Source organism: Mesorhizobium sp. M0500 (genome assembly GCF_040321165.1).
GTDB lineage: Bacteria > Pseudomonadota > Alphaproteobacteria > Rhizobiales > Rhizobiaceae > Mesorhizobium.
The window spans coordinates 131675-154239 of the sequence record NZ_JAMYRB010000004.1; the positions used below are offsets into that span (position 1 = coordinate 131675).

General features: G+C 63.3%; 22 protein-coding genes. 10 read left to right on the forward strand and 12 right to left on the reverse strand.

What is annotated here, in order from left to right; genetic code table 11:
- Positions 1 to 9 precede the first annotated feature (9 nt).
- The 4 genes from NKI70_RS10050 to atzF are packed head-to-tail and all read left to right on the forward strand — an operon-like array spanning position 10 to position 4358.
- Positions 10 to 1542 (forward strand): ABC transporter ATP-binding protein, encoded by a 1533-nt coding sequence (locus tag NKI70_RS10050; RefSeq protein ID WP_352452342.1) that lies wholly within the window; start codon positions 10 to 12, stop codon positions 1540 to 1542.
- Positions 1542 to 2210: a cysteine hydrolase family protein gene (locus tag NKI70_RS10055; protein ID WP_352699444.1), complete on the forward strand. Its 669-nt coding sequence runs from the start codon at positions 1542 to 1544 to the stop codon at positions 2208 to 2210. The genes NKI70_RS10050 and NKI70_RS10055 overlap by 1 nt, the downstream gene beginning before the upstream one ends.
- A complete protein-coding gene (locus NKI70_RS10060; protein ID WP_352699446.1) occupies positions 2203 to 2553 on the forward strand; it encodes a cupin domain-containing protein in 351 nt (116 codons plus the stop codon). The genes NKI70_RS10055 and NKI70_RS10060 overlap by 8 nt, the downstream gene beginning before the upstream one ends.
- On the forward strand, positions 2550 to 4358 hold the full coding sequence (gene atzF, locus NKI70_RS10065; RefSeq protein WP_352724541.1) for an allophanate hydrolase: 1809 nt from the start codon (positions 2550 to 2552) through the stop codon (positions 4356 to 4358). Before NKI70_RS10060 ends, atzF begins: the two co-directional genes overlap by 4 nt.
- Positions 4359 to 4363: 5 nt before the next feature.
- Here the strand turns inward: atzF and NKI70_RS10070 are convergent, their stop codons facing one another.
- Both NKI70_RS10070 and cueR read right to left on the reverse strand, forming a co-directional pair.
- Entirely contained in the window at positions 4364 to 4921 is a 558-nt protein-coding gene (locus NKI70_RS10070; protein ID WP_352699450.1) for a cytochrome c, read from the reverse strand.
- Positions 4918 to 5316, reverse strand: a complete 399-nt coding sequence (gene cueR, locus NKI70_RS10075; RefSeq protein ID WP_352699452.1) for a Cu(I)-responsive transcriptional regulator — start codon at positions 5314 to 5316, stop codon at positions 4918 to 4920. The genes NKI70_RS10070 and cueR overlap by 4 nt, the downstream gene beginning before the upstream one ends.
- Before the next feature lie 264 nt (positions 5317 to 5580).
- On the opposite strand from cueR, the gene NKI70_RS10080 reads away from it, so the two are divergent.
- Genes NKI70_RS10080 through NKI70_RS10090 form a run of 3 tightly spaced genes read left to right on the forward strand, consistent with a single transcriptional unit; the run spans position 5581 to position 8575 of the window.
- Positions 5581 to 6648 carry a type III polyketide synthase gene (locus NKI70_RS10080; protein WP_023677219.1) on the forward strand — a complete coding sequence of 356 codons (1068 nt, stop codon included), beginning with the start codon at positions 5581 to 5583 and terminating at the stop codon, positions 6646 to 6648.
- Complete coding sequence (locus NKI70_RS10085) at positions 6645 to 7358, forward strand: methyltransferase domain-containing protein (protein ID WP_352635969.1); 714 nt, start codon at positions 6645 to 6647, stop codon at positions 7356 to 7358. Before NKI70_RS10080 ends, NKI70_RS10085 begins: the two co-directional genes overlap by 4 nt.
- Positions 7355 to 8575 (forward strand): NAD(P)/FAD-dependent oxidoreductase, encoded by a 1221-nt coding sequence (locus tag NKI70_RS10090; protein ID WP_352699454.1) that lies wholly within the window; start codon positions 7355 to 7357, stop codon positions 8573 to 8575. Before NKI70_RS10085 ends, NKI70_RS10090 begins: the two co-directional genes overlap by 4 nt.
- Here the strand turns inward: NKI70_RS10090 and NKI70_RS10095 are convergent.
- The 9 genes from NKI70_RS10095 to NKI70_RS10135 all read right to left on the reverse strand — a co-directional run bounded on the left by NKI70_RS10095 (position 8572) and on the right by NKI70_RS10135 (position 17477).
- Positions 8572 to 11106, reverse strand: coding sequence for an NAD-dependent epimerase/dehydratase family protein (locus tag NKI70_RS10095; RefSeq protein ID WP_352724542.1), 2535 nt, complete (start codon positions 11104 to 11106; stop codon positions 8572 to 8574). The genes NKI70_RS10090 and NKI70_RS10095 overlap by 4 nt on opposite strands.
- Before the next feature lie 735 nt (positions 11107 to 11841).
- The gene (locus NKI70_RS10100) at positions 11842 to 12408 is read right to left on the reverse strand and encodes a hypothetical protein (RefSeq protein WP_352569087.1); all 567 of its coding nucleotides are present in this window, start codon (positions 12406 to 12408) and stop codon (positions 11842 to 11844) included.
- Complete coding sequence (locus NKI70_RS10105) at positions 12405 to 13184, reverse strand: DsbA family protein (RefSeq protein ID WP_031211922.1); 780 nt, start codon at positions 13182 to 13184, stop codon at positions 12405 to 12407. The genes NKI70_RS10100 and NKI70_RS10105 overlap by 4 nt, the downstream gene beginning before the upstream one ends.
- 53 nt (positions 13185 to 13237) lie before the next feature.
- Positions 13238 to 13921, reverse strand: a complete 684-nt coding sequence (locus NKI70_RS10110) for an SCO family protein (protein WP_352699458.1) — start codon at positions 13919 to 13921, stop codon at positions 13238 to 13240.
- 67 nt (positions 13922 to 13988) lie between these two features.
- Positions 13989 to 14516 carry a TlpA family protein disulfide reductase gene (locus tag NKI70_RS10115; protein WP_156937355.1) on the reverse strand — a complete coding sequence of 176 codons (528 nt, stop codon included), beginning with the start codon at positions 14514 to 14516 and terminating at the stop codon, positions 13989 to 13991.
- Between the two features lie 7 nt (positions 14517 to 14523).
- Complete coding sequence (locus NKI70_RS10120; RefSeq protein ID WP_023677230.1) at positions 14524 to 14964, reverse strand: DUF411 domain-containing protein; 441 nt, start codon at positions 14962 to 14964, stop codon at positions 14524 to 14526.
- 29 nt (positions 14965 to 14993) lie between these two features.
- On the reverse strand, positions 14994 to 16334 hold the full coding sequence (locus tag NKI70_RS10125) for a multicopper oxidase family protein (protein WP_352724605.1): 1341 nt from the start codon (positions 16332 to 16334) through the stop codon (positions 14994 to 14996).
- Between the two features lie 222 nt (positions 16335 to 16556).
- Positions 16557 to 16964, reverse strand: coding sequence for a hypothetical protein (locus tag NKI70_RS10130; RefSeq protein ID WP_352645559.1), 408 nt, complete (start codon positions 16962 to 16964; stop codon positions 16557 to 16559).
- A gap of 87 nt (positions 16965 to 17051) precedes the next feature.
- Complete coding sequence (locus tag NKI70_RS10135; protein ID WP_352645557.1) at positions 17052 to 17477, reverse strand: MerR family transcriptional regulator; 426 nt, start codon at positions 17475 to 17477, stop codon at positions 17052 to 17054.
- Between the two features lie 63 nt (positions 17478 to 17540).
- On the opposite strand from NKI70_RS10135, the gene NKI70_RS10140 reads away from it, so the two are divergent.
- Positions 17541 to 19739: a heavy metal translocating P-type ATPase gene (locus tag NKI70_RS10140; protein ID WP_352699462.1), complete on the forward strand. Its 2199-nt coding sequence runs from the start codon at positions 17541 to 17543 to the stop codon at positions 19737 to 19739.
- A gap of 32 nt (positions 19740 to 19771) precedes the next feature.
- Positions 19772 to 20368, forward strand: coding sequence for a cation efflux transmembrane domain-containing protein (locus NKI70_RS10145; RefSeq protein ID WP_352645553.1), 597 nt, complete (start codon positions 19772 to 19774; stop codon positions 20366 to 20368).
- Positions 20369 to 20653: 285 nt separating this feature from the next.
- Here NKI70_RS10145 and NKI70_RS10150 read toward each other — a convergent pair whose 3' ends face one another.
- Positions 20654 to 21076: a cupin domain-containing protein gene (locus tag NKI70_RS10150; protein ID WP_352724543.1), complete on the reverse strand. Its 423-nt coding sequence runs from the start codon at positions 21074 to 21076 to the stop codon at positions 20654 to 20656.
- A gap of 191 nt (positions 21077 to 21267) precedes the next feature.
- On the opposite strand from NKI70_RS10150, the gene NKI70_RS10155 reads away from it, so the two are divergent.
- Positions 21268 to 22080 carry a class I SAM-dependent methyltransferase gene (locus NKI70_RS10155; RefSeq protein ID WP_352699464.1) on the forward strand — a complete coding sequence of 271 codons (813 nt, stop codon included), beginning with the start codon at positions 21268 to 21270 and terminating at the stop codon, positions 22078 to 22080.
- Positions 22081 to 22565 lie beyond the last annotated feature (485 nt).

Below are 22565 nucleotides of genomic sequence, written 5' to 3' on the forward strand. Positions count from 1 at the left end.
GACACGATCTTGAGCGGAAGCATCGGCAAGAAAGCCGTCGGCGTCGAGACCATCGGCATGACCATGCGCTTCGGCGCCTTCACCGCGCTGGACGATGTCTCGATCAAGGTGCCGGCGGGATCGTTCCATGCGCTGCTCGGCGAAAACGGCGCCGGCAAGTCGACGCTGGTCAAATGCATGATGGGTTTTTACCATCCGACCGCCGGCGACATGCTGGTCGATGGCCGCGAGGTCGCGATCGCCAGTCCGAAGGATGCCTCGGCATTGGGGCTCGGCATGGTCTACCAGCATTTCACGCTCGTCCCGTCGCTGACCGGCGCGGAGAACCTGGTCATTTCGCGCGAGAAGGTGCCCGGCGTCATCGACTGGCGCAAGGAGCGCGCCGCACTTGCGCAATTCATGCAGCGGATGCCGTTCAAGCTGCCGCTCGACGTCAAGGTGGCGGAACTTGCGGCCGGCGAGAAGCAGAAGCTCGAAATCATCAAGCAGCTCTATCTCGGCCGCAGTTTCCTGGTGCTCGACGAGCCGACTTCGGTGCTCACTCCCGGCGAGGCACACGAAGTGCTTGGCCTGGTGCGCGACATGACCAGGACCGGCGACCTCACCGTGCTGATGATCTCGCATAAATTCCACGAGGTGACGGCCTTTGCCGACGATATCACCGTGCTGCGCAAGGGCAGGCTGACCGGAACCGGAAAGGTCTCCGAACTTTCCCACAAGCAGATGGCGGCGATGATGATCGGCGACCAACCGATCGCCGCACTCGACAGCCGCGCCCCGGTGCCGGCCGGCGCCAGACAGGTGCTGACGGTAAAGTCGCTGAAGGCGCCCGACCGCACCGGTTTGAAAACCATCGACATCGGCGAACTCGATGTGAAGTCGGGTGAGATCGTCGGCATTGCCGGCATCTCCGGCAACGGCCAGAAGGAGTTTCTCGAAGTCCTTGCCGGACAACGGGCGCGCAATGGCGGCGACGTTCTGGTGAAAGGCTCGCCCTATGGCGCCAGCCGCAGCGAGGCGCGCACGCTCAATGTCCGCTTCATTCCGGAGGAGCCGTTGCGCAATGCCTGCGCACCGAAGATGACGGTGGCGGAAAACATGGCCTTCCGGACCTTCGACCTCAACGAGGCCGGCAAGCCGGTCAACTGGATCAGGATGAGTGCGATCAGGGACTACGCGGCCCGTCTGGTCCAACAGTTCAAGGTCAAGACGGCATCGCTTGCTTCGCCGATTTCGTCGCTCTCGGGCGGCAATGTGCAGCGCGCGGTGCTGGCGCGGGAACTGACCGGCGAGGTCGATTTGCTCATCGTGTCGAACCCCTGCTTCGGCCTCGACTTCTCCGCCGTCGCCGAAATACGCGCCCGCATCATGAAGGCGCGCAATGCCGGCGCCGCGGTGCTCCTTATGTCGGAGGACCTTGATGAGCTGCTCGAGCTCTCGGACCGCATCTTCGTCATGTCGGACGGCGCGCTGGTCTACGAGACGCCGATCGCGCAGGCGAGCGTGCAGACGATCGGCGAGCACATGGCGGGACATCACTGATGGCGGAGATCGAGGCGCTGCCGTTTCCGTTCGCCTTCAAGCCTGAGGCGATGGCGCTGGTCGTCATCGACATGCAGCGCGATTTCGCTGAACCCGGCGGCTTCGGCGCCAGCCTCGGCAACGACGTCAGCCGGGTGGTGGCGATTGTGCCGACGGTGAAGAGATTGATCGAGGGGTTCCGCACCGCCGGCCTGCCGGTGATCCACACGATGGAGTGCCACAAGGCAGACCTTTCGGATCTGCCGCCGGCCAAGCGCAATCGCGGCAATCCGTCGATCCGGATCGGCGATGTCGGGCCGATGGGTCGCGTGCTGATCGTCGGCGAGCCGGGAACGGCGATCCTCGATGAACTTGCGCCACTGCTTGGCGAGATCGTCATCGAAAAGCCGGGCAAGGGCGCGTTCTATGCCACCAGCTTCGGCGATGACCTGAAGCGGCTCGGCGCACAGCAACTGGTCTTTGCCGGAGTGACGACGGAGGTCTGCGTGCAGACGACGATGCGCGAGGCCAACGACCGCGGCTATGAATGCCTGCTGGCCGAGGATGCTACCGAGAGTTATTTTGCCGAGTTCAAGGCGGCCGCCCTGGCGATGATCAGGGCACAGGGCGCCATCGTCGGCTGGACGGCGACGACAGACCAGGTGCTCGAGGGGATTGCCAATGCCTAATCTTGCCTTTGCCGGCCTCTTCAATGGTGGCTGGCGCGATCTGCCGTTCGAGCCTTTCCGCGATGGCATTACGGCGCATTGGCTGCTCAAGGGCGGACCGACGGAACCGTCGGTCGCGATCCTGAACTATCGGCCCGGCGCCGGCGTGCCGCGCCATCGCCATGCCGGGCTGGAAACGATCATCGTGCTGGAAGGCACGCAGAGCGACGAGAACGGCGATCATGCCGCGGGCAGCGTGATCCTGAACCTGGTCGGAACCGAGCATTCGGTGTGGACGAAGGATGGCTGCGTCGTACTCATCCAGTGGAACCTGCCGGTAGTCATTCTGGACGAGGCCAAATGAGCGACATCCGCTTCGATATAGCGAGCTTGCACGCCGCCTATCAGGCCGGCGTCGGCATCTGCGAGGTGATCGATACGATCAATGCGCGGCTCGCGACAGCCGACGATCCGGGCATCTTCATCCATCTGGCGAGCAGGGCGGAGATGTTGGTCGAGGCGGAAAAGCTCGGCCCGTTCGATCCAGCGGCAAAGCCGCTGTGGGGCGTACCGTTCGCGGTCAAGGACAACATCGATGTTGCCGGCATGCCGACCACGGCGGCTTGTGCGGAATATGCCTACTTGCCGGCGAAAGACGCCACCGTCGTCGCGCGGCTCAAGGCCGCCGGCGCGCTGGTCGTCGGCAAGACCAACCTCGACCAGTTCGCCACCGGCCTGGTCGGTGTGCGCACGCCCTATCCGATCCCGAGGAATGCGATCGACCCGAAACTGGTGCCTGGCGGCTCCTCATGCGGCTCGGCCGTGGCGACGGCGCGCGGCATCGTCTCCTTCGCGCTCGGCACCGACACCGCCGGTTCGGGGCGCATACCCGCCGGCCTCAACAACATCGTCGGGCTGAAGCCGAGCGTCGGCGCGCTGTCAGCCGCCGGCGTCGTGCCGGCCTGCCGGACGCTCGACTGCGTCTCGGTTTTCGCGCTCACCGTCGATGACGCCTATCACGTGTTCGAGGCGGCGGCGGCAAAGGACGACGCCGATCCCTATTCGCGTGACCTCTGCATTCAGGCTCTTGCCGCGCGCCCGCCGGTGCTGACGGTTGGCGTGCCGGCCAGGGCGGACTGGACCTTCTTCGGCGACCAGGCGATGCAGGCGTGTTTCGAGGCCGCTCTTGCCTCTCTGGAGACGCTGGGCTGCCGGCTGGTCGAAATCCCGTTCGGTGATTTCTACGCCACCGCCAACCTGCTCTACGAAGGCGCCTGGGTGGCCGAGCGTTATGCCGCGATCAGGGACTTCATGGATGCCAACGAGGCCGCCATGCATCCGGTGACGCGGCAGATCATCGGCGGCGCACGAACACTTTCAGCCGCGGACGCTTTCAACGGGCTCTATGCCTTGCAAGGCTACAACGCCAGACTGGCGCCGGTCATCGCCTCGGTCGACCTATTCTGTGTGCCGACCGCGCCGACGCATTATACGGTTGAAGCGGTGTTGGCAGACCCCATCGTCACCAACAGCCGGCTCGGCACCTACACCAATTTCGTCAATCTGCTCGACATGTGCGGCATTTCGGTACCGAGCGGAACTCGTAGCGACGGTTTGCCGATGAGCGTCACCTTGCTTGCCGCGGCTGGCAAGGACCACCTGACGGCATCGCTCGCCCGCGACATCCATGCGGCAAGCGGCCTTTCGCTTGGTGCTACCGGCTGGCCGCAGCCGCAGCGCGGCGATGTTCAGGCGGGCGTGGATGAAGGCACGATCGAGCTGGCCGTGGTCGGCGCGCATCTGTCGGGGATGGCGCTGAACGGCCAGCTGCAGCAGCTCGGCGCGATGTTCGCCCGGGCTGCAAGAACGGCGCCGCTCTACCGGCTTTACGCGCTTGCCGGCCAGTCGGTGCCGAGACCGGGGCTCGAACGGATCTGCAACGGCAAGGGGACAGCGATCGAGGTTGAAGTCTGGCGGCTCTCGCCGCAAGCCTTCGGCCGTTTTGTTGCCGCGATCCCGCCGCCGCTCGGCATCGGCACGCTACTGCTCGATGACGGAACTTCGCCGAAAGGCTTCCTCGTCGAAAGTGCCGGCCGCACCGATGCAAAGGAGATTTCGCATTTCGGCGGCTGGCGCAATTTCATGGCGGGTCAGCTGCAGCGAAGCTGACGCTATCACTCGACCTTTTGCCTGAACTTCGAATGGCAGCTCGAGCAATCCTGCAAGATGAGATGCAGGAGGTGCTCCGCCGGCAATTTAGTGGGATCGGCTTCCGCGAGTGATGGTCGCTTGCCAAGCAGGCTGCCACCGCCCATTGCCAGGCCGGAACCCATTCTCATGTCGTCGGTGATGCGCGGCGGCGCCCGCTCGGCGTCGGAGGCCAGGGCGCTGGCCAGCGTTCCGATGTGGCGAGCCAGCGCTTCGAACTCCGCGCGGGCGGGGTCGATATCCGGCTTGGCGCCTGAAGGCGCACCCAATGTCGCGCCGGGGAATCCGGCAATCAGGGCAGGGCCGGTGCGGGCGCGGATGGTCTCGGCCGCCGCCTTGAAGGCTGCGGCGTCGTACGCCTGCTTGCCGTCGAACATCCCAGCGATCGCCTTTGCCGCCGCGGCCATTTCCTTCATCGAGGCCTGGCGAGCCTCGATGATCGCATCACGGCTCGAATGGGCGGCGGCGAGCACGACAGAGGCGCAGGCAAGCGACAGCACCGTTACAGCGGCTGCGAGCCTCACTGGGCGACGCCTTGTCCTGCCAGCTCGTCGATGATCGGGCAATCCGGCCGCTCGTCGCCGTGGCAGTGACTGACCAGATGGTGGAGCAAGCCGCGCAATCCGACCAGTTCGGCGATCTTCCTGTCGATCTCCACCAGCTTGGCGCTCGCGATGGCCTTCACGTCGGCGCTATCACGTTCCCTGTCTTGATACAGCGAGAGCAACTGGCGGCATTCGTCGACCGAAAACCCCAGGCTTCGCGAGCGCTGCAGGAAGCGCAGCCGGTGAATATCGGCCGTCGAGTAATCGCGATAGCCATTGTCTGTCCGAGCCGGATGCAAGAGCCCGATATCCTCGTAGTAACGGATCGTCTTGGCCGGCAGGCCGGATTTTTCGGATGCGATACCGATGTTCATGGTGGAAATCTCCTTTGTCGGAGGAAATAGACCTTCCAGTAGATGGAAGGTCAACATGATGTGGCGATTTTGGATGCCCGACGCAACCGCCCGCCCGCTCCAACCGTTTGCCTGCCAACAGCGCAGACTAAACCTTCGGGAAGAAATCAGTTTTCGGAAACGTTTATCGAACAGCGCTCAAAACCCGGTGTTCGACACCGGGTGCCGATGAGCAAGGACCCTCCGGCGGCACGTTACACCGTGCACACGCCGAGGAGACAGAATATGCCCGTCAACGCCTATATCAACCGGATCGCGACGGCGGTGCCGGAGCACGAGGTTCATCAATTCTACCTGCGTTTCGCGGCCTCCATGCTCGCAGCCGATCGCCGGAGGATCTTCGAACGCATGGCCGATCTTGCCGGCATCGAGCACCGCTATTCCTGCTTTGCGCCGGCGTCCGACCCCGAAGGACAAACTGCCGACCTGGCCGGGACCTTCATCCGGGGCGCGTTTCCCGGAACGGCCATGAGAATGGCGATGTTCGACGATGCCGCACCTGTTCTGGCGCAAAAGGGCATCGACGGATTGCAGCTTGGCGACGACGCTTCCCGCATCACCCATTTGATCGTCACCACCTGCACCGGCTTTTCGGCGCCGGGCATCGATCTGGAGCTGATTGCGCGTTGCGGGCTGCCCGATAGTGTCGAACGCACGATGATCGGGTTCATGGGGTGCTACGCGGCGATCAACGGCCTCAAGCTGGCCCGTCACATCGTCCGCTCGGACCCGCAGGCCAAGATCCTGCTGGTCAATATCGAGCTCTGCACGATGCATCTGCGCGAAACCACCGAACTGGAAAAACTGCTGTCGTTCTGCCTCTGGGGCGACGGCTGCGCGGCCACGCTCATTACCGCCGAGCCGGCCGGCATCGAGCTCGATAGCTTTCACTGTCTGGTGGCGAGGGAGCGGCGGGATCTGATGCGCTGGAATATTCGCGACCACGGCTTCGAAATGGTTCTTTCCGGCCAGGTGCCGGCAGCGATTCATGAGGCGTTGCGGAACAGCCAGGCCGCCATGCTCGGCGGCCGGCCGACCGAGGCAATCGACCTTTGGGCCGTGCATCCGGGTGGACGTTCGGTGCTCGACGCCGTCGAAAGGGCCCTGGAACTGGAGCCCACCGCGCTGGAACCATCGCGCGAGGTGTTGCGCCAGTATGGGAACATGTCGTCGGCGACCGTCATGTTCGTGATGAAGGAGATGTTGAAGGCGCCACCCGGCCTGCTCGGCTGCGGCATGTCGTTCGGACCCGGGCTGACGGCCGAAACCATGCTCTTTCGAACGGTGTCATGAGCGGCCTGGAGCACCGGCAGCTCGCGCCGGAAATCCTCGACGGACTTGCGGCCGAAGATCCGCGAGCGCTGGCCGCGCGCCGCGACCTTCGGCGCATCAATATGCTGATGTTTCAGGTGCCGATCATGACGTCGTTGCTCAGGAGGTTCGTGCCAACGCCGCCACGCCGCATCCTGGAGATCGGCGCCGGCGACGGCTCCTTCATGCTGGCGGTGGCGCGGCGCATGGCCACGCATTGGCCCGGGGTCGAACTGGTAATGCTCGACCGCGTCGGCCTCGTCACCGCGCAATTGCGCGGTGATTTTGACAGGCTGGGATGGAAGGCCGAAGGCGTCACCGCCGATGTCTTCGACTGGGCAGGAAAGATCGAGGGTGCGCCGTTCGACGCCGTCACCGTCAATCTGTTCCTGCATCACCTCGACAATGCGCAGCTCGTGCGTCTGTTTTCGCTGATCAGGCCGAAAGCCCCGTTGCTCATCGCGACAGAGCCGCTGCGGGCGAAACTGCCGCTGGCCGCGACCCGTCTTCTGCCGGCAATCGGCGCCAACGACGTCACACGAAACGACGCGGCGCAAAGCGTGCGTGCCGGCTTTCGCGGCAGCGAGCTTTCCCGTCTCTGGCTTGCGGCCAACGGCAAACCGGTCGAGGAGCGGCGCGCCGGCCTGTTTTCCCACATCTTCGTCGGCGCCAGTGCCAGTGTCGAGTCATGACGCGATTGTCGAGTCATGACGCGATTGTCATTGGTGCCGGCCCGGCGGGCACCTCCGTCGCGCTCACGCTGGCCCGGCGCGGATGGGCCGTGGCAATTGTGGAAAAAAGCGCATTTCCGCGCCGCAAGGTCTGCGGCGAATACATCTCGGCAAGCAATCTTGCGCTTCTCGACCGGCTCGAGATCGGCGATGCCTGGCGTACCAATGCCGGCCCCGAAATCCGCCGCGTCGGCTTGTTTTCCGGCGAGACCTGCGTCGAGGCGGCAATGCCACGTGCAGGAGCTGGGCCTCGTGGGAAAGACAGCTTCGGCCGGGCGCTCGGCCGGGACATTCTCGACTCTCTGCTTTTGCAAGCGGCGCGATCGGCGGGTGTCGAAATCTTTCAACCCTGCCGCGCCGTCGCCATCGAGCCGGACGGTGAGATGCAAAGGGTGCGAATTCAGGCCGGGGATGAAGCGGCGATGTTGCGTGCGCCGGTGATTGTCGCCGCTCACGGCTCCTGGGAACCGGGACCATTGCCCAGCCAGCTCGGAAAGGCCAATCGCCCGTCGGACCTGCTCGGCTTCAAGGCGCATTTCACCGGGTCGTCCCTGGCGCCGGATTTGATGCCTCTGCTGGCCTTCCCCGGCGGCTATGGCGGCATGGTTTCGGCGGATCATGGCCGGTTGTCGATCTCGTGCTGCATCCGGCGCGATATGCTCGCGCGGCTGCGTAAACAATATGGCCCCAAACAACGGAGCCACGTGTCGGCCGCCGATGCGGTCTCCCGGCATCTCCTGAATTCATGCCGGGGCGTGCGGGACGCCCTGGAACCGGCTCTCCTCGACGGTCCGTGGCTTGCCGCAGGTCCGATCCGGCCGGGAATTCGCTCGTGCTACGAAGGGGACATCTTCCGCGTCGGCAATGCAGCCGGAGAGTCTCATCCTGTCATCGCCGAGGGCATCTCGATGGCGCTTCAGTCCGGCTGGCTGCTGGCTTGCGAACTCGAATGCGCGCCAAGTGGCCGAGCAGGGCGCGAGGCTGCCGCCAGACGCTACGAGGCGGCCTGGAAAAGACTGTTTTCGACCCGGGTCTACGCCGCCGCGGCCGTTGCCGGAATTGCCCTTCGCCCCGGCAGCGCCACCTTGATGGCGGCGATCGTCCGGAATTTCCCGCAGGCACTGACGCTGGGCGCGCAACTGAGCGGCAAGACCAAGCCGGTTCCAGGCTTCGTCTAGGCGACATAGCGGTCCCATGAGCCGTAGTGCTCCTTGCTTCGGAGCCCCCGAGGCAGGCTGAGGCCGATCACAACTAGCCCTGCAACGGCATTGTTCAATGTCGAACCTCTGGTCGCGCCGTCGAGCAGCCAGGGCGCTGCGATCAGCCATAACCCGAACGGCAGGTTGAGGAAACGCAACGGCCGTGCCACCTCGGCCATGGCGCAGACCGCGATCGTGATGATCATGGCGCCCGAGAGGTGATCACTGTTTGCAATGGCGCCGGCTGTGCCGAAGACCAGCCGCGAGACCATCAGCCAACCGCCGACGATACAGCATGCGACCAGCGTCCATGGAAACGTGACACCGCGAATGGCTGCGGCGGACTGTGCGGCAAGCGCGGCGGAAAAGCCGGGATCGTTCTTGTCCGCCTCGCCGTTCGGCTCCGGCCCGCCTTGGAAAAAGGTGCGCCAGAACGGACGGTCTGCCCGCACGCTGCGCAGCATGTACTGGCCCATGGCGACCACCTCGTCCAGCGTCAGCGGGATCATGACCAGCATGGCCGCCGCCGCGATGAGGCACAGTGTGCAATAGGTGCCGATCATGATCGGCTGGATGATGATGAAGAAGATCGAGACGCCGCCGAGCGGCACCACCAGGATGAAGAAGAAGGTCACCATCCAGGGCATGGTGCGCCAGCGGGTCGCCGTGCCCATCGCGCCCATCAGGGTTTCGATCATATAGGCCACGGCGCCAAGCCCGGCATCAGCGACTGGCCAGGCTTGAGAAACGTCGGATGTGATGATGAATTCCGTGCCGTTCCTGCCGTCTCCGCCGGAGAAGAACGGCTCCCAGACAGCACCCACATGGCCGAGCTGGTAGGCAGTGAGATAGCGGGCGATGAGGAAACCGAAGAAACCGAGCGCGATGATCGGCAGGCGCTGCAGCCAGGATGACGGCGAGTAGGTCCAGCCAGGCGGAACGGTGCTCTCGTCGATCATCCCTTCGTGGCTCATGCCCGGCATCATCGGGACGAGCACCGAGAAAGCGATGGCCAGCGCGCCGACGATCGTGTCGTTCATGGTGGCGGCGGCGCTCGGCGTCCAGAAGAACAGCGGCGCGAACAGCAGCCACAGGCCGGCGATCGTCGTGCCCCATTGCGCCCAGGAAAAACGCGGCGACAGTGCGAGCCCGCCAAACAGCATCAGCAGCAAGCCCGAGACAATGTCGCTCCAGCCGGTGAGCGCGTTGCGCAGCACCGGTTCCCACAGTCCACGCTCTTGCGTGACGTCACGCACAGTGCCGGCCGCCGCCGGATCGAACAGCGCGAACTGAAGCGGGCTGGTGAGGAGCCACACGCCAAGCGTGATGACCAGGAAATGAGCCCAGAGCATCTGCTTGCCCATCCCCGCCATCTCGGCCATGTGTCCGGGTTTCATCTTGTCGTGTTTGGCCTCGAACGCCTTGTCTTTCTCTCGCGCTTTTGTTCCGCTGCCGGCCACCTTGGCGGCGTTGAGCTTGTTGGCCCGATACCAGCCGGCGGGATCTGCCTTGAGCGCGTCGACGATCCGCGGCAACGTCTCGCGCAGGGAATGCCGGGGCTGCCAGCCGAGGACATTGCGGGCACGGCTGATATCGATCGCGTAGTGGTCGTCGGCGATATCGACCATCCAGGGACGAACGAATGATTCTTCGCCCAGCACGTCCTGTTGGACCCAGGCACCCGCCTTGGCGAGCGCCTTCGGCACCTCCCGTGTCTCCCAGTTCTCGCCACGGATCAACCGACCAATCTCGGCTTGAAGTTCGCCGTAGCCCATGACCTCAGGCTCGCCGAGAAGCAGCGCCAGCTCCGTGGGAAGTTTCTTCCGCCGATCTATAAGGCGCGCCACCGCATCGGTGAGGTCTTCCAGATGCAGAAACGACTGCCCTGTGCGCAGGTCACCCGGATATACATGCCCGGTCGGATCCTCTTCGTAGATACGCGCAATCTGATTGGCGAGGAATGCGTTACGGCCGAGATCATCATAGACGCCGGCCGGCCTGGCATAGACGACAGGGATCGCCCCGTGCTGCTCATGGATCAGGCGCTCGGTCTCGATCTTCGAGGTGCGGTAGGGTAGGTTCGATTCGAGCGGCCAATCCTCATCGATGATGTCGCCCGGTCGGCCACCCTTGTGCGCCAGCATCGAACTCATGAAGACAAACTGCTCGACCTCAAATTGTTTCAGGGCGCGCAGGAGCTTCTCGGTGCCGCCAACCGTAATCTCTTCGTAGAGCGGGTTCCGTTCGCCTGTGAGATCGAAATAGGCCGCAAGATGGATCACCGAGGCGAGGCGGGCGCCATAGGCCGTCCGCACGCGCGCCAAACCGGCTGCCACGGCGTCCTCCGATGTCAGGTCGATGCAGACGCACTCCGCGGCCGGCGGCGGCTGACGCGTCGCCGCCCGGTCGAGGCCGACGAGAGCAAACCGGTCGGCGAAGCTGTTGACCAGAGCCGAGCCGATGAAGCCGGTGCTGCCGGTAACAATAACCGTGTCTTTGCGCTTCGCCATCCAGACCTCATAGCCGGCGATTTGCCACTCCTGAGAGGGCCGAAGGCGACAGACGTTAAGAGCCGAGGGGCCGGACCAGTTCCGACGCCGACCCGATGACGCTGCTGCTTCCGATGACGACTACAACTTTCCGCCCTTTTTGCTCTTTTGACCCCGACTGCCTATGCCGTCAGGTTCGCAAATATTTGACCAGCGCCGCGATCGCGAGCACGAGGGTGACAAGCACCAGGACCCAAATGAGCGCCATGCCGCCCATCATCCACATTGAACCGTCCATCATCATCACAATCATCCCTCCCGCCGCCGCTGCCACCGGCGATTGCGAGGGGAACTAGTTCGCCATGTACGCCCGTCAAGGCGAACTCGATCAGCCCACGAAGGCAGTGGCTTGCCGGTCAATCAAGGCACGTTCAACGCTATCGACGAACGAGTTCATAATAGGCTTCTGTCAGAACATGCTGACCGCGCGGTAACTCCGAAAGGGCAAGGCTTTAATCCAGCGCCTCCAGTGCCCGCAGCAAGTGTTCCGCGACATCTGATCTGCCTTGCCGATATGCCTCTCTAACAGGGCCAGTAGCTGCCTTTCGAAATTCATGGTTCGGTCCGCAATTGGACGACCTCCGGAAGTTAGCAATGAGCCTAACGGTTCCAGCCACCGGGAGGTCAAGCGCTCCTTTCAAGAAGGTAGAACAGGTTGAGAGCGCTTGTTGAACCGCAGCCGAGTTGTCGCCGGCTCTACTCTCCTCCGCCGCAACCGTCTGAGAGATCCCAGACGTCGACGACCTGCTTGCCGGTGAAACCGTGCTCGCGGATCAGGAACTTCGCCAGCCCGCCATACACTTTCCAGCGCCAGCATTGGCAGCAGCATGGGCCTTTCTCGTTGGAATTGGCCATCGCATAGTCGTAGGCCTGCTGCTCTTCGCCGGAGAGTTTCACATCGTAGTAGGGCATCATCTTCTGTGCGATGCCGGCCGGAATATCGTACGGATCGCTTGGGATCATCGCGATCTCGCGGTACCTGGCCAGGCCGCTCACCTGCTCGGCATAGCGCTTCGTCTCCATTGGGCTGCAGCACGAGCCCGTGATCCGCGACATCGCCGGCATGGTCGCGATCGATTCCGTGAACTTGGTCGAACACGTGCTGTTGCCGTTCTGGCTGAGATATCTGAAACGGCGTGCCAGATCGGGATCCTCAGCGGCGATCGCCAAATCCGGCCCCTTGAGCAGGCTCACGACCGCAGCGGCGCCAAAGGCGCTCCCCAGAACAACCGTCCGTCGGTTTGGGCAAAATATTCGGCTCATTTGCTGGTCCTCGCCTGCTCGATCAGTTTCTTCATCGTTGCGAGGTCGGTCGCGCCGGGGAAAATCTGCTCGCCAACGACGAAGCTTGGCGTTCCGCTGATCTTCAGCGCCTGGGCCAGTTGCGTATTCCGGTCGATCGACGCCTGGATATCGGGCTGCTGCATGTCGGTCTTCAGTTTAGCCACATCGAGACCGACGTCGGCAGCCACCTTCAGTACGACCGCTTCGGTCACCCGCGTCTTCACCGCATACAAGGCCTTGTGGAACGCCATGTATTTGCCCTGGCGCACGGCGGCGAGAGCCGCCTTGGAAGCAAATACGGAATCCGTGCTGAGGATCGGGAATTCCTTGTAGACGATCTTGAGCTGCGGATCGTCGGCCATTGCTTGCGCCATGATCGGCGCAACCTGCCGGCAATAGGGGCAGTTGTAGTCGAAGAACTCGACCATGGTGACGTCGCCTTCGGCGTTGCCGCCGACCGGGCTCGCCGGGTCCCGGAAAATCTCGTCCGCCTTGTCCGTCAAAGCGGCTTTCGCCTCTTTTGCGGCAGCCTCGCGCTGGCGGGCGTCGAGGCTCTGCAGCGACTGCACGAGCACCTCGGGATGCGCAAGAATGTAGTCGTGAATGCGCTGGTCGAACTGGTCCTGGGACATCTCGCCCGCGGCGATCGCCTGATTGTGGAGACCGAGCGCGAGCCAGATCGTCGCGCCGGCCAGCATGACGGCACGGGCCATTTTGCCGACGGCTCCGCTCAATGGATTGGACTTGTGGGTCACAGGGTTCTCCTTCCCTCTGTTTCGCCGGACCGCCGGCACGTGCAAATGATGCCTCAGAACATGCCCTTGATTTTCGCCCACCATCCCGTTTCCTGCTCATGGTGCGGGCGCTCGACATTGTTGGTAAGCGCATTGACGAATGTGACGAGATTGACCGATGCGAAATCCAGGCCATGGAAATTCGCCCGCCAGCCGCCCTCCTTGTCGATCACATGGGTGATGGTGCCGTGCATCTGATAACCATCATCCGTCAGCGTGAACTTGTGGCCGAAGGCCTCCGCCAGTCTGCGGGTCGCATCCTCCGGCTGATCCTCCATCGTGGTCAGGAACAGCCAATTGACGGGATCGAGCCCGTGCGCCGGCCCGTATTTGCTGAGCACGTCCGGCGTGTCCCTGGTCGGGTCGGTGGTGATGGTCACAAAGCTGACCCGGTCCTTCATCGGCGTGCCGTTCACCATTTTCTGGATCTCGGCGATCTTCTCGGCATGAAGAGGGCACACATCCGGGCACGACGTGTAGATGAAGTGGAGGACGACCACCTTGCCGCGCAGATCGGCCGTCCGCACGACACGCCCGTCGGCGGTGCGCAGCGTGAAATCAGGCGCCGGCTTGTCGATCGGCTGGAAATATTTCTCGTCGGCCTCAAGCGTGGCGTCGATTTCGTCGAGCGAGTGGGCTTGCGCCTGATACGAAAAGCCCGCGGTCAGCGCCGCAATGGCAATTACGTTTAGCAGCAAGCACCTCCATTCGTTCAAAGCCGATGCAACGCAGCGAGCCTTTAGCCCGAACATATCTGTCCCTTTCTCACTTGGCGGCGATGCGGCTGCGGATGAAGTCGACCATGTCGGGGACGTCCCATTCGGCCGGCCCAATCAGCCGGCCGATCTCCTTGCCGTCGCGGTCGACCAGCAGGGTTGCCGGAAGGCCGACGGTGCCGATGGCGAACATGGCCCTGCCCGAGACGTCGATGTTGAGGGCGAGGTGCTTGATGCCGATGTCGGCGAAGAACTTCTTCACAATCTCAGGACCGGCGCGGTCCATGGACAACGCGACGACCTCGAAATCCGGACCGCCGAGTTTGGCCTGTAGGCGATCGAGCGTCGGCATCTCCTTGCGGCAGGGCGCGCACCATGTCGCCCAGACGTTAAGCAGCACGACCTTGCCGTGGAAATCCGCAAGCATTTTCGGCTTGCCATTGCCATCCTCGAAGCTGATTTCCGGCACGGGGACGGGCGCCTCGTGAACGGCAAAGTTCTGCGGCGGCTCAGCGGCTGATACCGGCCACGAAAACGCCAGCAGCATGCCAACCAGGACCATAGCTAGTTTGCTCACAATGTCCTCACTCGGTCGCGTAGACGGTGGGCGCCTTGCCGTCCTTGGTGAAGGCGTAGACGACGAAGGGGCCTTGCTTCTCGCCACCCATGCCTGGGGCGCCGGCCGGCATGCCGGCGAGCGTTATGCCGGTGATGGCAGGGCGCTCGGTCAAAAGCTTCTTGACGATCTCGACCGGCACCAGGCCATCGACGATATAGCCGTCGACCATCAGCGTGTGGCAGCCTTCGAGGTCGGCCGGCACACCGGCATCGCTGCTGATCTGGGAGAGATTGTTGACCGGCTTTATGTCGACCTTGAAGCCGTTGTGCTCGAGATAGTTGGCGTAGGACTCGCAGCAGCTGCATTGCGGGTTCTTGTACATGACGGCGTTGATCGTTGCGGCGAAGGCGGGCAGCGGCGTTGCGATCAGCAGGGACAGTGCGGCAAGGCGGTGGGTCAGTTTCATTGCAGTTCTCCTTGGTTGGATAAAACGTTTCAGGTCACGCGGAACGCCGTCATCAGGCCGGCCATCTGGTGATCGGCGACATGGCAGTGCAGCATCCAGTCGCCCGGATTGTCGGCGACGAAGGCGCATTCGATCGTATCCTTGGGGGCGAGCAGCACCGTGTCCTGCCATTGCCGGTGCGGCACCGGCGAGCCGTTGCGCGAGATGACCGACAGGCTGAAGCCGTGGACATGCATCGGGTGCCACCAGGCGGTTTCGTTGCGCATGGTGAGATGGCAGGTCACACCGCGTTTCAGCGTGAACTGCGGCGCCATGCCGGCATGGCCGTCGCCGGTCATCGACATGCCGTTGATCGCCCAGGCCGCACCGCCGTTCATGCCCATCATCCCCATGCCCATCATGCCGCCGACGCCCTTGAGCTTGCCGCCGCCCATCATGCCGCCCTGCAGGACGATCTCCTGGCGCTCGGCGCCAGCGAGGTCGGGCTGGGGCAAGGGGTTGCGCGGCAGGCCGACAGGCGTGTCGAGCGGATGGGTTCTCAGCGGCGGCGCTGCGTCATAGGCCAGCGTGGTCAGCGTATAGGCGAGGCCGTCGTAGAAATCGTCGATCACCGCGTGGCGGCTGCCGGGGTGGCCCTGCATGTCGAGCACGATGTCGATGCGCATGGCGGGCGCCAGCACCAGGCGACCGCCCTCCGGTTCATGCGGATCGCAGGGCTGGCCGTCGATGGCGACGACGACCGGACGGTGGCCTTCGAAGCGCAGCGCCATCATGCGGGCAAGCGAGGCATTGGCGAGCCGCAGCCTGACGCGCTCGCCGGCCTGCACGCTCCGATCGCCTGGCCCCGTGCCGTTGACGGTGACGACATTGCCGACGCGGCCCGACATCGACGCATCCATGGCACTGCCGAAGCCGCCGGCGATCTGCCCATCGGCCGCAAGCCGCCAGTCCTGCAGCAGCCACAGAATGTCACGGTCGACGGCGACCGGCTCGACCTCCTCGACGACCAGTGCGCCGGCAAGGCCACGGCCGAGCTGGACCAGGCTGTTGGCGTGCGGGTGATACCAGAAGGTGCCGGCATCGGGCGGGGTGAATTCATAGATGAAATTTTCACCTGGCCTGATCGGCTTCTGCGTCAGGCCGGGCACGCCATCCATGGCGTTCGGCAGCCGGATGCCATGCCAGTGAACCGTGGTGTCTTCGTCCAGTCCGTTCTCGACGATGATCCGAGCGGGCTGCCCCTGGCGCAAGCGCAGTGTCGGGCCGGGGATCGTGCCATCATAGGCCCATACCGGAGTGCGCGGACCATCAGGGCCGGCGAACCGTGCCTGGCTCGGCGCCACCCTGATCCGGTATTCGCCCGTGGCCATCGCCAGCGTAGGGCGGATCGGCGCGGCGGCAATGCTTGCTGCCGCAAGCAGGAATTTGCGGCGCGTTATGAACGGATTTGAAACGAATTCACTTTTGTGACCCTTGCGGTAACCGACGGCGAACGTCGCGACGTCGATTGAATTGCTACCGCGCCCGCTGCGCAGTACGCGCAACCGGGCGATCAAACGCCGCTAATCAGCCGTGGAACGGCAGAAACGGCGTCAGACGAGAGCGCTGGGTCTTGGAGGGAATGGCTCGGGCAGCAGACTTCGCCCGTGCAGGAACGGGGCGGGACGCGCCGACGGCAGCTCGGGCTGCGGCAGTCCCGTCACGGGGAGAGCCTCCGGCAGCACCGCCAGAACCGGTGCGACACAGGTCGGCGCACATTGCATCGGTTTGTCATTGCCGGCCGAGCCCTTGAGGCAAGCGTTGCAGTCACCGTCCCTGGCATCGGCCATCTTGGCCATGTCGGCGTCGGTGGTGCCGGTATCTGCGGCCATGGTCATGCGGCCGTCGACTCCCATCCTGGCCGACATCACAGCAGCCTGAGCGGCGGACAGGCTGAACCCGGCGGTCACGATGACCGCGAGAAGCATGACCAGAAGGTGTTTTGGTGACAGGCGTGCCATCATCCGCTCAGGTTGACCGTAAAATGCGGCTTTTGCAAGCTCCGGATGCCGCGACATCGGGGCTGACGCGAGCTCTGCTCTGGCAAATCAATGGTGAGGATGCTCGCATTTATCGTGATCCGCCAGCACTTCGATGACACGGCATTCGCAGACTTTTCCGTGCCGGCAGCCTTCGACCATATGCTCCAGCTCGGCTTTCAACGCTGTAAGGCTGCGTATCCGCTGAACCACGTCGGCCAGACGCGCCTGGGCAATGGCGTCGGCGGTCGCACAAGGCTGGCTGGGATTATCCTGCAGCGTCAGCAGCGCCCTGATGGCTTCGATCCCGAACCCCAACTCGCGCGCGTGCCTGATGAAGGCGAGCCGGCGCAAGTCTGCCGCTTCATACTGCCGGCGATTGGCTTCGCTGCGGGCAGCGGCAGGAAGCAACTCTATCTGCTCATAGTAGCGGATGGTTGGAACCTTCACGCCGCTGTGTCGGGCCGCTTCACCGATGGTCACACCTGCTGGCATTTCGCTTGCTCCTCTAGTCGCTAGAGGATGTAGCGTCGCGCTCGAAGATACAAGAGGTTCACCATGGCTGCGACCAAACAACAGACCCGCTACCGCGTGGAAGGCATGGATTGCGCCGGTTGCGCCAGCAAAATCGGTACGGCCGTGCGGCGGATGCCTGGTGTTCAGGACATCAACGTATCCGTTTCGGCGGGCACTCTGACGGTCACTCATACTCCCGAAAGCAATCTCGGCGCGATCGAGAGGAAGGTCACCGGCCTCGGCTACGCCGTCGCTCCGCTGACCTCCAAGCCTGGGACGCCGGCGTCCGATCAATCCGACAACCATGCCGACGGAAGGCGCAATCACGACGAGAACGTAGCGGGGTTACATGATAACGATGATGCGCCGGCGTCGGAGCTATGGTGGGACAGCGCCAAGGGCCGCCTGGCCATCGCCAGCGGGGTCGCCTTGGCCGTGGCTTTCGCGATTGATTACGCCTGGCCTGCGACCGGCCCGTGGGCCTTCATCGCCGCAATGCTGCTCGGCCTGGCTCCGATCGCGCGCCGAGCGGCCATGGCCGCAGCGGCAGGCATTCCGTTCACAATCGAAATGCTGATGACTGTGGCGGCGGCCGGGGCCGTCATCATCGGTGCCGGCGAGGAAGCGGCGACGGTGGTCTTCTTGTTCCTGATCGGCGAGTTGCTCGAAGGGGTTGCGGCCGGCAAGGCACGGTCCAGTATTCAAGCGCTCACGACCCTCGTTCCCAAAACCGCGTTCGTCGAGAAAGACGGCCAGACCCGCGAGGTGCCGGCCGAAAGCCTGGCTGTGGGCGCCATCATCCTCGTGCGGCCGGGCGACCGGATTCCGGCTGACGGCGAGATCACCGAAGGCGGGAGCGCCATCGATGAATCACCCGTCTCCGGTGAAAGCGTGCCGGTGCGCAAGGACGTCGGCGACACGGTCTTTGCCGGCACTATCAACGGCGACGGCGTGCTGCGCGTCAAGGTGACGGCGACCGCCGCAGACAACACGATTGCACGCGTGATCAAGCTGGTCGAGGAGGCGCAGGAAAACAAGGCGCCGACCGAGCGCTTCATCGATCGCTTTTCGCGCTGGTACATGCCCGGCGTTGTCGCCGTCGCGGCGCTCGTGGCCGCCACACCGCCGCTGCTCTTGGGCGGCGATTGGAACGAATGGATATACAAGGGGCTGGCGCTGCTGCTCATCGGCTGCCCGTGCGCGCTGGTCATTTCAGTTCCGGCGGCGATCGCGGCGTCGCTTTCGGCCGGAGCCCGGCGCGGCCTGCTGATGAAAGGTGGGGCGGTGCTGGAAGGGCTCGCGACCATCACCGCCGTGGCGCTCGACAAGACCGGCACGCTGACGCTCGGCAAGCCGCAGGTCACCGATGTCGTTACGGTGGGTGCCAGTGAACGCGACATCCTTTCGCTCGCGGCAGCGCTTGAGATCGGCTCGAGCCATCCCCTCGCTTTGGCCATCCTCCAAAGGGCCAAAGCCGGCAACATTCCCGTGCCGCCTGCCGCCGAAGCCAAAGCGATCGGCGGTAAAGGGGTTATCGGTCGTGTCGGCGGCAAGAACCTGTTTCTGGGATCGCCAGTCGCGGCGGGCGAGATAAACCCGCTGCCAGCAAACCAGGCGGCGCGCATCGTGGCATTGAACGATGAAGGCAAGTCAGTGGCGGTGCTGCTTGTAGACAACGCGCTGGCCGGCTTCATTGCCATGCGCGACGAACCCCGGCCGGATGCTTTCGCCGGGCTAAAGGCGCTGACCAATGCAGGCATCAGGACAGTCATGCTAACCGGCGACAATAAGCGCACGGCGGCTGCCATCGGCAAACAGCTCGGCATCGAGGTGCGCGCCGAACTGCTCCCGGAGGACAAGCAGGGCATCCTCGGCGAGTTGAAGGGGCAGGGGCTTAGGGTAGCCAAGGTCGGCGATGGCATCAACGATGCGCCGGCACTTGCCGCGGCCGATGTCGGCATTGCCATGGGCGGCGGCACCGATGTGGCCCTTGAAACGGCTGACGCAGCGGTGCTGCATGGACGCGTCGGCGACGTTGCGGCCATGATCAGGCTGTCCCACGCAACCATGGCCAACATCAAGCAGAACGTCACCATTGCGTTGGGCCTGAAGGCAGTGTTCCTGGTGACGACGATCGCCGGCATCACCGGCCTCTGGCCCGCCATTCTCGCGGACACCGGGGCGACGGTGCTGGTGACGGCCAATTCCATGCGGCTGTTGCGTTGGAAAAGCAGCTGGTAAGAGCGACAACGGCATCATGCCAAGGGCAGACCATGCAGCAAGCCATCACGTCGGACGGCCTTCGCCGGGTGGTGCTTGTCGTCGCACTGCTGAACCTGGGTTATTTCGGCATTGAATTCGCCGTCGCGCTGGCGATCGGCTCGGTGTCGCTGTTCGCCGACAGCGTCGATTTTCTGGAAGATGCCTCGGTCAATCTCCTCATACTGCTCGCCATGGGATGGTCGCTGCGTGCCCGCTCGCGGGTCGGCATGGCGCTGGCGCTTATCCTGCTGGTGCCGGGCCTGGCGACGCTGTGGACCGCGTGGGAAAAGTTCAACATGCCGGTGCCGCCGCAGCCAACGGCTCTGACGCTGGCGGGGTTGGGCGCTCTCGCGGTCAATCTGTCATGCGCCTACATGTTGGCGCGCTACCGCCATCACAGCGGCAGTCTTACCAGGGCGGCATTCCTCTCGGCCCGCAACGATGCGGTCGCCAATGTTGCGATCATACTGGCCGGATTGGTGACGGCCTTCCTGTGGCGCTCGGCGTGGCCGGATCTGATCGTCGGCCTGGGAATCGCGGCACTGAATGCAGACGCGGCGCGCGAGGTCTGGGAGGCAGCTCGGGAAGAGCACCGGGCCATTTCGTGAACTCCAAAACGCTCAGCGCGCTGCCGATTGCCACTCCGCCAATGCAGCAGTCAGCCGGAAACCTGCGCGATCTCTAATATAATCGCACCCTTTCAAAGCGGGCGGAGGGAGAACCGCTCATAAGTAAAAATCGGAGGAAAACCATGAACAGCATGAGCCTCACCACATTTGGACGAAGTCGACCGGGTCGAAGCGGTGAAACGATGAACCGCTCAAGGCCACGCACGTCATCAAAAGGCCCGCGTCCCTGATGGAGGACGCGGGCCCGATTTTCGGCGGCATGCCCTAGGCAGGTATCAAGACGGCGATGCGGTGGATGCCGACCACCTTGCTGGTGTTGGCTGCCTCGTCGGTCTTGCCCTTGGAGCAGGTGTACACGTCACCTTCCTTGAGCTTGAATTCCTTGTCCGCCTTCTTGATCGTGAATTCACCGGCAGCAATGGTGCAGACCATGTCGTTGTCCATCACCATTTGAGGGGCGGCTGCTCCGGGCTGAAAGACTATATCGACAATTGAGATGCTCTTGTAAGCGGGGATATCGGAATTGCCGGTGCCGACCACGACCAATCTGACGCCGGGGGCTATCTCCTTGCCTTCCTTCGGGCCGTATTTCTTGACCTTTGCAGCAGCCGCCAGCGTGAACAAAGGCGTTACCGCTGCCGCCGTCACGCCAAGCGCGATTGCAGACCTGCGATTTATGGTTTTCATCGCATCCTCCCATTTTATGTTTGGCCACGCACCAATGCGCATGACCACAATATATTAACACATATGCAGATAATTGCAGCACGGCGTTTCGGAGCTTCCGGGAGCGAACCGCCTCCCGGTCGAATGCGACCGAATAGCAAACAATTCCATGCTATGCTGACGAGCCATCAAACGGACGGCGGGGGATAGCAATGTTGGAAACGGACAAGGTATTCGCCGGCTCAATTCCGGAAAACTACGACCGCTATATGGTGCCGTTGATTTTCGAGCCGTTCGCCGCAGATCTTGCACGACGGGCAGCGTCCTTGTCGCCAAGCGCCGTTTTGGAAACCGCCGCGGGCACCGGGGTTGTCACCCGCGCATTGGCGCCAAAACTGTCGCCCGGTGCAAGCTATGTCGTAACCGACCTCAACCAGCCGATGCTCGACTACGCCGCTTCGCGGCAAGCTCCCGACGATCGCATCAAATGGCGTCAGGCGGATGCTCTGGCGCTACCGTTTGAAAATGCGGCCTTCGATCTCGTTTGTTGTCAGTTCGGCGCGATGTTCTTTCCCAACCGCTCATCTGCCTATCGCGAAGCCCGGCGAGTCCTGAAGCCCGGAGGACATTTTCTATTCAGCGTATGGGATCGCATCGAAGAGAATGTATTTGCGGACGATGTGACGAATGCCCTGGCGAGGATTTTTCCGAACGATCCGCCGCGCTTTCTGGCACGCACGCCGCATGGCTACCACGATACGGCACTGATCCGTAGCGAGCTGGAGGACGCAGGTTTTTCCGGTGCGGTGATCGAGACGAGAGCCGAACAAAGCCGTGCCTCCTCGCCGCGCCTTCCGGCCGTTGCTTATTGCCAGGGCACTCTCCTTCGCAATGAAATCGAGGCCAGAGAGGCGGGAAAACTGGACGCTGCAACCGACTATGCCGCAGCCGCCATTGCAGACAGGCATGGCAGCGGCAAGGTTGCCGCCAAAATCCAGGCTCACATAGTGGTGGCTGTGGCCTAGGTGTTGGATATCCCGCTCCGGCACTTGGCGACATTCAGCTGCTGCGCGGCAAACATCTTGCCGCTGTCCCGAATTCTCAGACGTTAATCGTTCATTCGCCGAGTGGCAGGTCGACAAGTGCCCGCTCGATAATCGCCGGTCTGATCGATCGCCGGGGCTTGATGGCGGCGGCTGCCGGCCGCAAGATTCTGGTCGGCCCGGCTTCACTTTCGCAGCCATGGCCGACTCCGCCCAGCAAGGTCTAGTCATTTCGCTTTCTTGACTCGGCCGACAAAAACGGGCAGCAAAGTCATCATTGGAGGGCAGTTTTGCCAACTATGCAGGTTTTGGAGGGCGTTTTTCGGTGTGACCGTCGCCCAATCGGCGGTCGGTAGAGGGATTGGTTAACCAACTTTGTCCATCTTTTGAATCAATCGGCAACAGACGCAAAGCGTGCTGGGGGCACCAGGCGAACTGTGAATGTCACGGCTGCGAAATCCGCTAGC

Bases quoted from the DNA above. Each gene is read 5' to 3' on its own strand.
- NKI70_RS10055 (WP_352699444.1), top strand. From the start codon at position 1,542: ATGGCGGAGATCGAGGCGCTGCCGTTTCCGTTCGCCTTCAAGCCTGAG.
- NKI70_RS10060 (WP_352699446.1), top strand. From the start codon at position 2,203: ATGCCTAATCTTGCCTTTGCCGGCCTCTTCAATGGTGGCTGGCGCGAT.
- atzF (WP_352724541.1), top strand. From the start codon at position 2,550: ATGAGCGACATCCGCTTCGATATAGCGAGCTTGCACGCCGCCTATCAG.
- cueR (WP_352699452.1), bottom strand. From the start codon at position 5,316: ATGAACATCGGTATCGCATCCGAAAAATCCGGCCTGCCGGCCAAGACG.
- NKI70_RS10080 (WP_023677219.1), top strand. From the start codon at position 5,581: ATGCCCGTCAACGCCTATATCAACCGGATCGCGACGGCGGTGCCGGAG.
- NKI70_RS10085 (WP_352635969.1), top strand. From the start codon at position 6,645: ATGAGCGGCCTGGAGCACCGGCAGCTCGCGCCGGAAATCCTCGACGGA.
- NKI70_RS10090 (WP_352699454.1), top strand. From the start codon at position 7,355: ATGACGCGATTGTCGAGTCATGACGCGATTGTCATTGGTGCCGGCCCG.
- NKI70_RS10095 (WP_352724542.1), bottom strand. From the start codon at position 11,106: ATGGCGAAGCGCAAAGACACGGTTATTGTTACCGGCAGCACCGGCTTC.
- NKI70_RS10100 (WP_352569087.1), bottom strand. From the start codon at position 12,408: ATGAGCCGAATATTTTGCCCAAACCGACGGACGGTTGTTCTGGGGAGC.
- NKI70_RS10120 (WP_023677230.1), bottom strand. From the start codon at position 14,964: ATGAAACTGACCCACCGCCTTGCCGCACTGTCCCTGCTGATCGCAACG.
- NKI70_RS10125 (WP_352724605.1), bottom strand. From the start codon at position 16,334: ATGGCCACGGGCGAATACCGGATCAGGGTGGCGCCGAGCCAGGCACGG.
- NKI70_RS10130 (WP_352645559.1), bottom strand. From the start codon at position 16,964: ATGGCACGCCTGTCACCAAAACACCTTCTGGTCATGCTTCTCGCGGTC.
- NKI70_RS10135 (WP_352645557.1), bottom strand. From the start codon at position 17,477: ATGCCAGCAGGTGTGACCATCGGTGAAGCGGCCCGACACAGCGGCGTG.
- NKI70_RS10140 (WP_352699462.1), top strand. From the start codon at position 17,541: ATGGCTGCGACCAAACAACAGACCCGCTACCGCGTGGAAGGCATGGAT.
- NKI70_RS10145 (WP_352645553.1), top strand. From the start codon at position 19,772: ATGCAGCAAGCCATCACGTCGGACGGCCTTCGCCGGGTGGTGCTTGTC.
- NKI70_RS10150 (WP_352724543.1), bottom strand. From the start codon at position 21,076: ATGAAAACCATAAATCGCAGGTCTGCAATCGCGCTTGGCGTGACGGCG.
- NKI70_RS10155 (WP_352699464.1), top strand. From the start codon at position 21,268: ATGTTGGAAACGGACAAGGTATTCGCCGGCTCAATTCCGGAAAACTAC.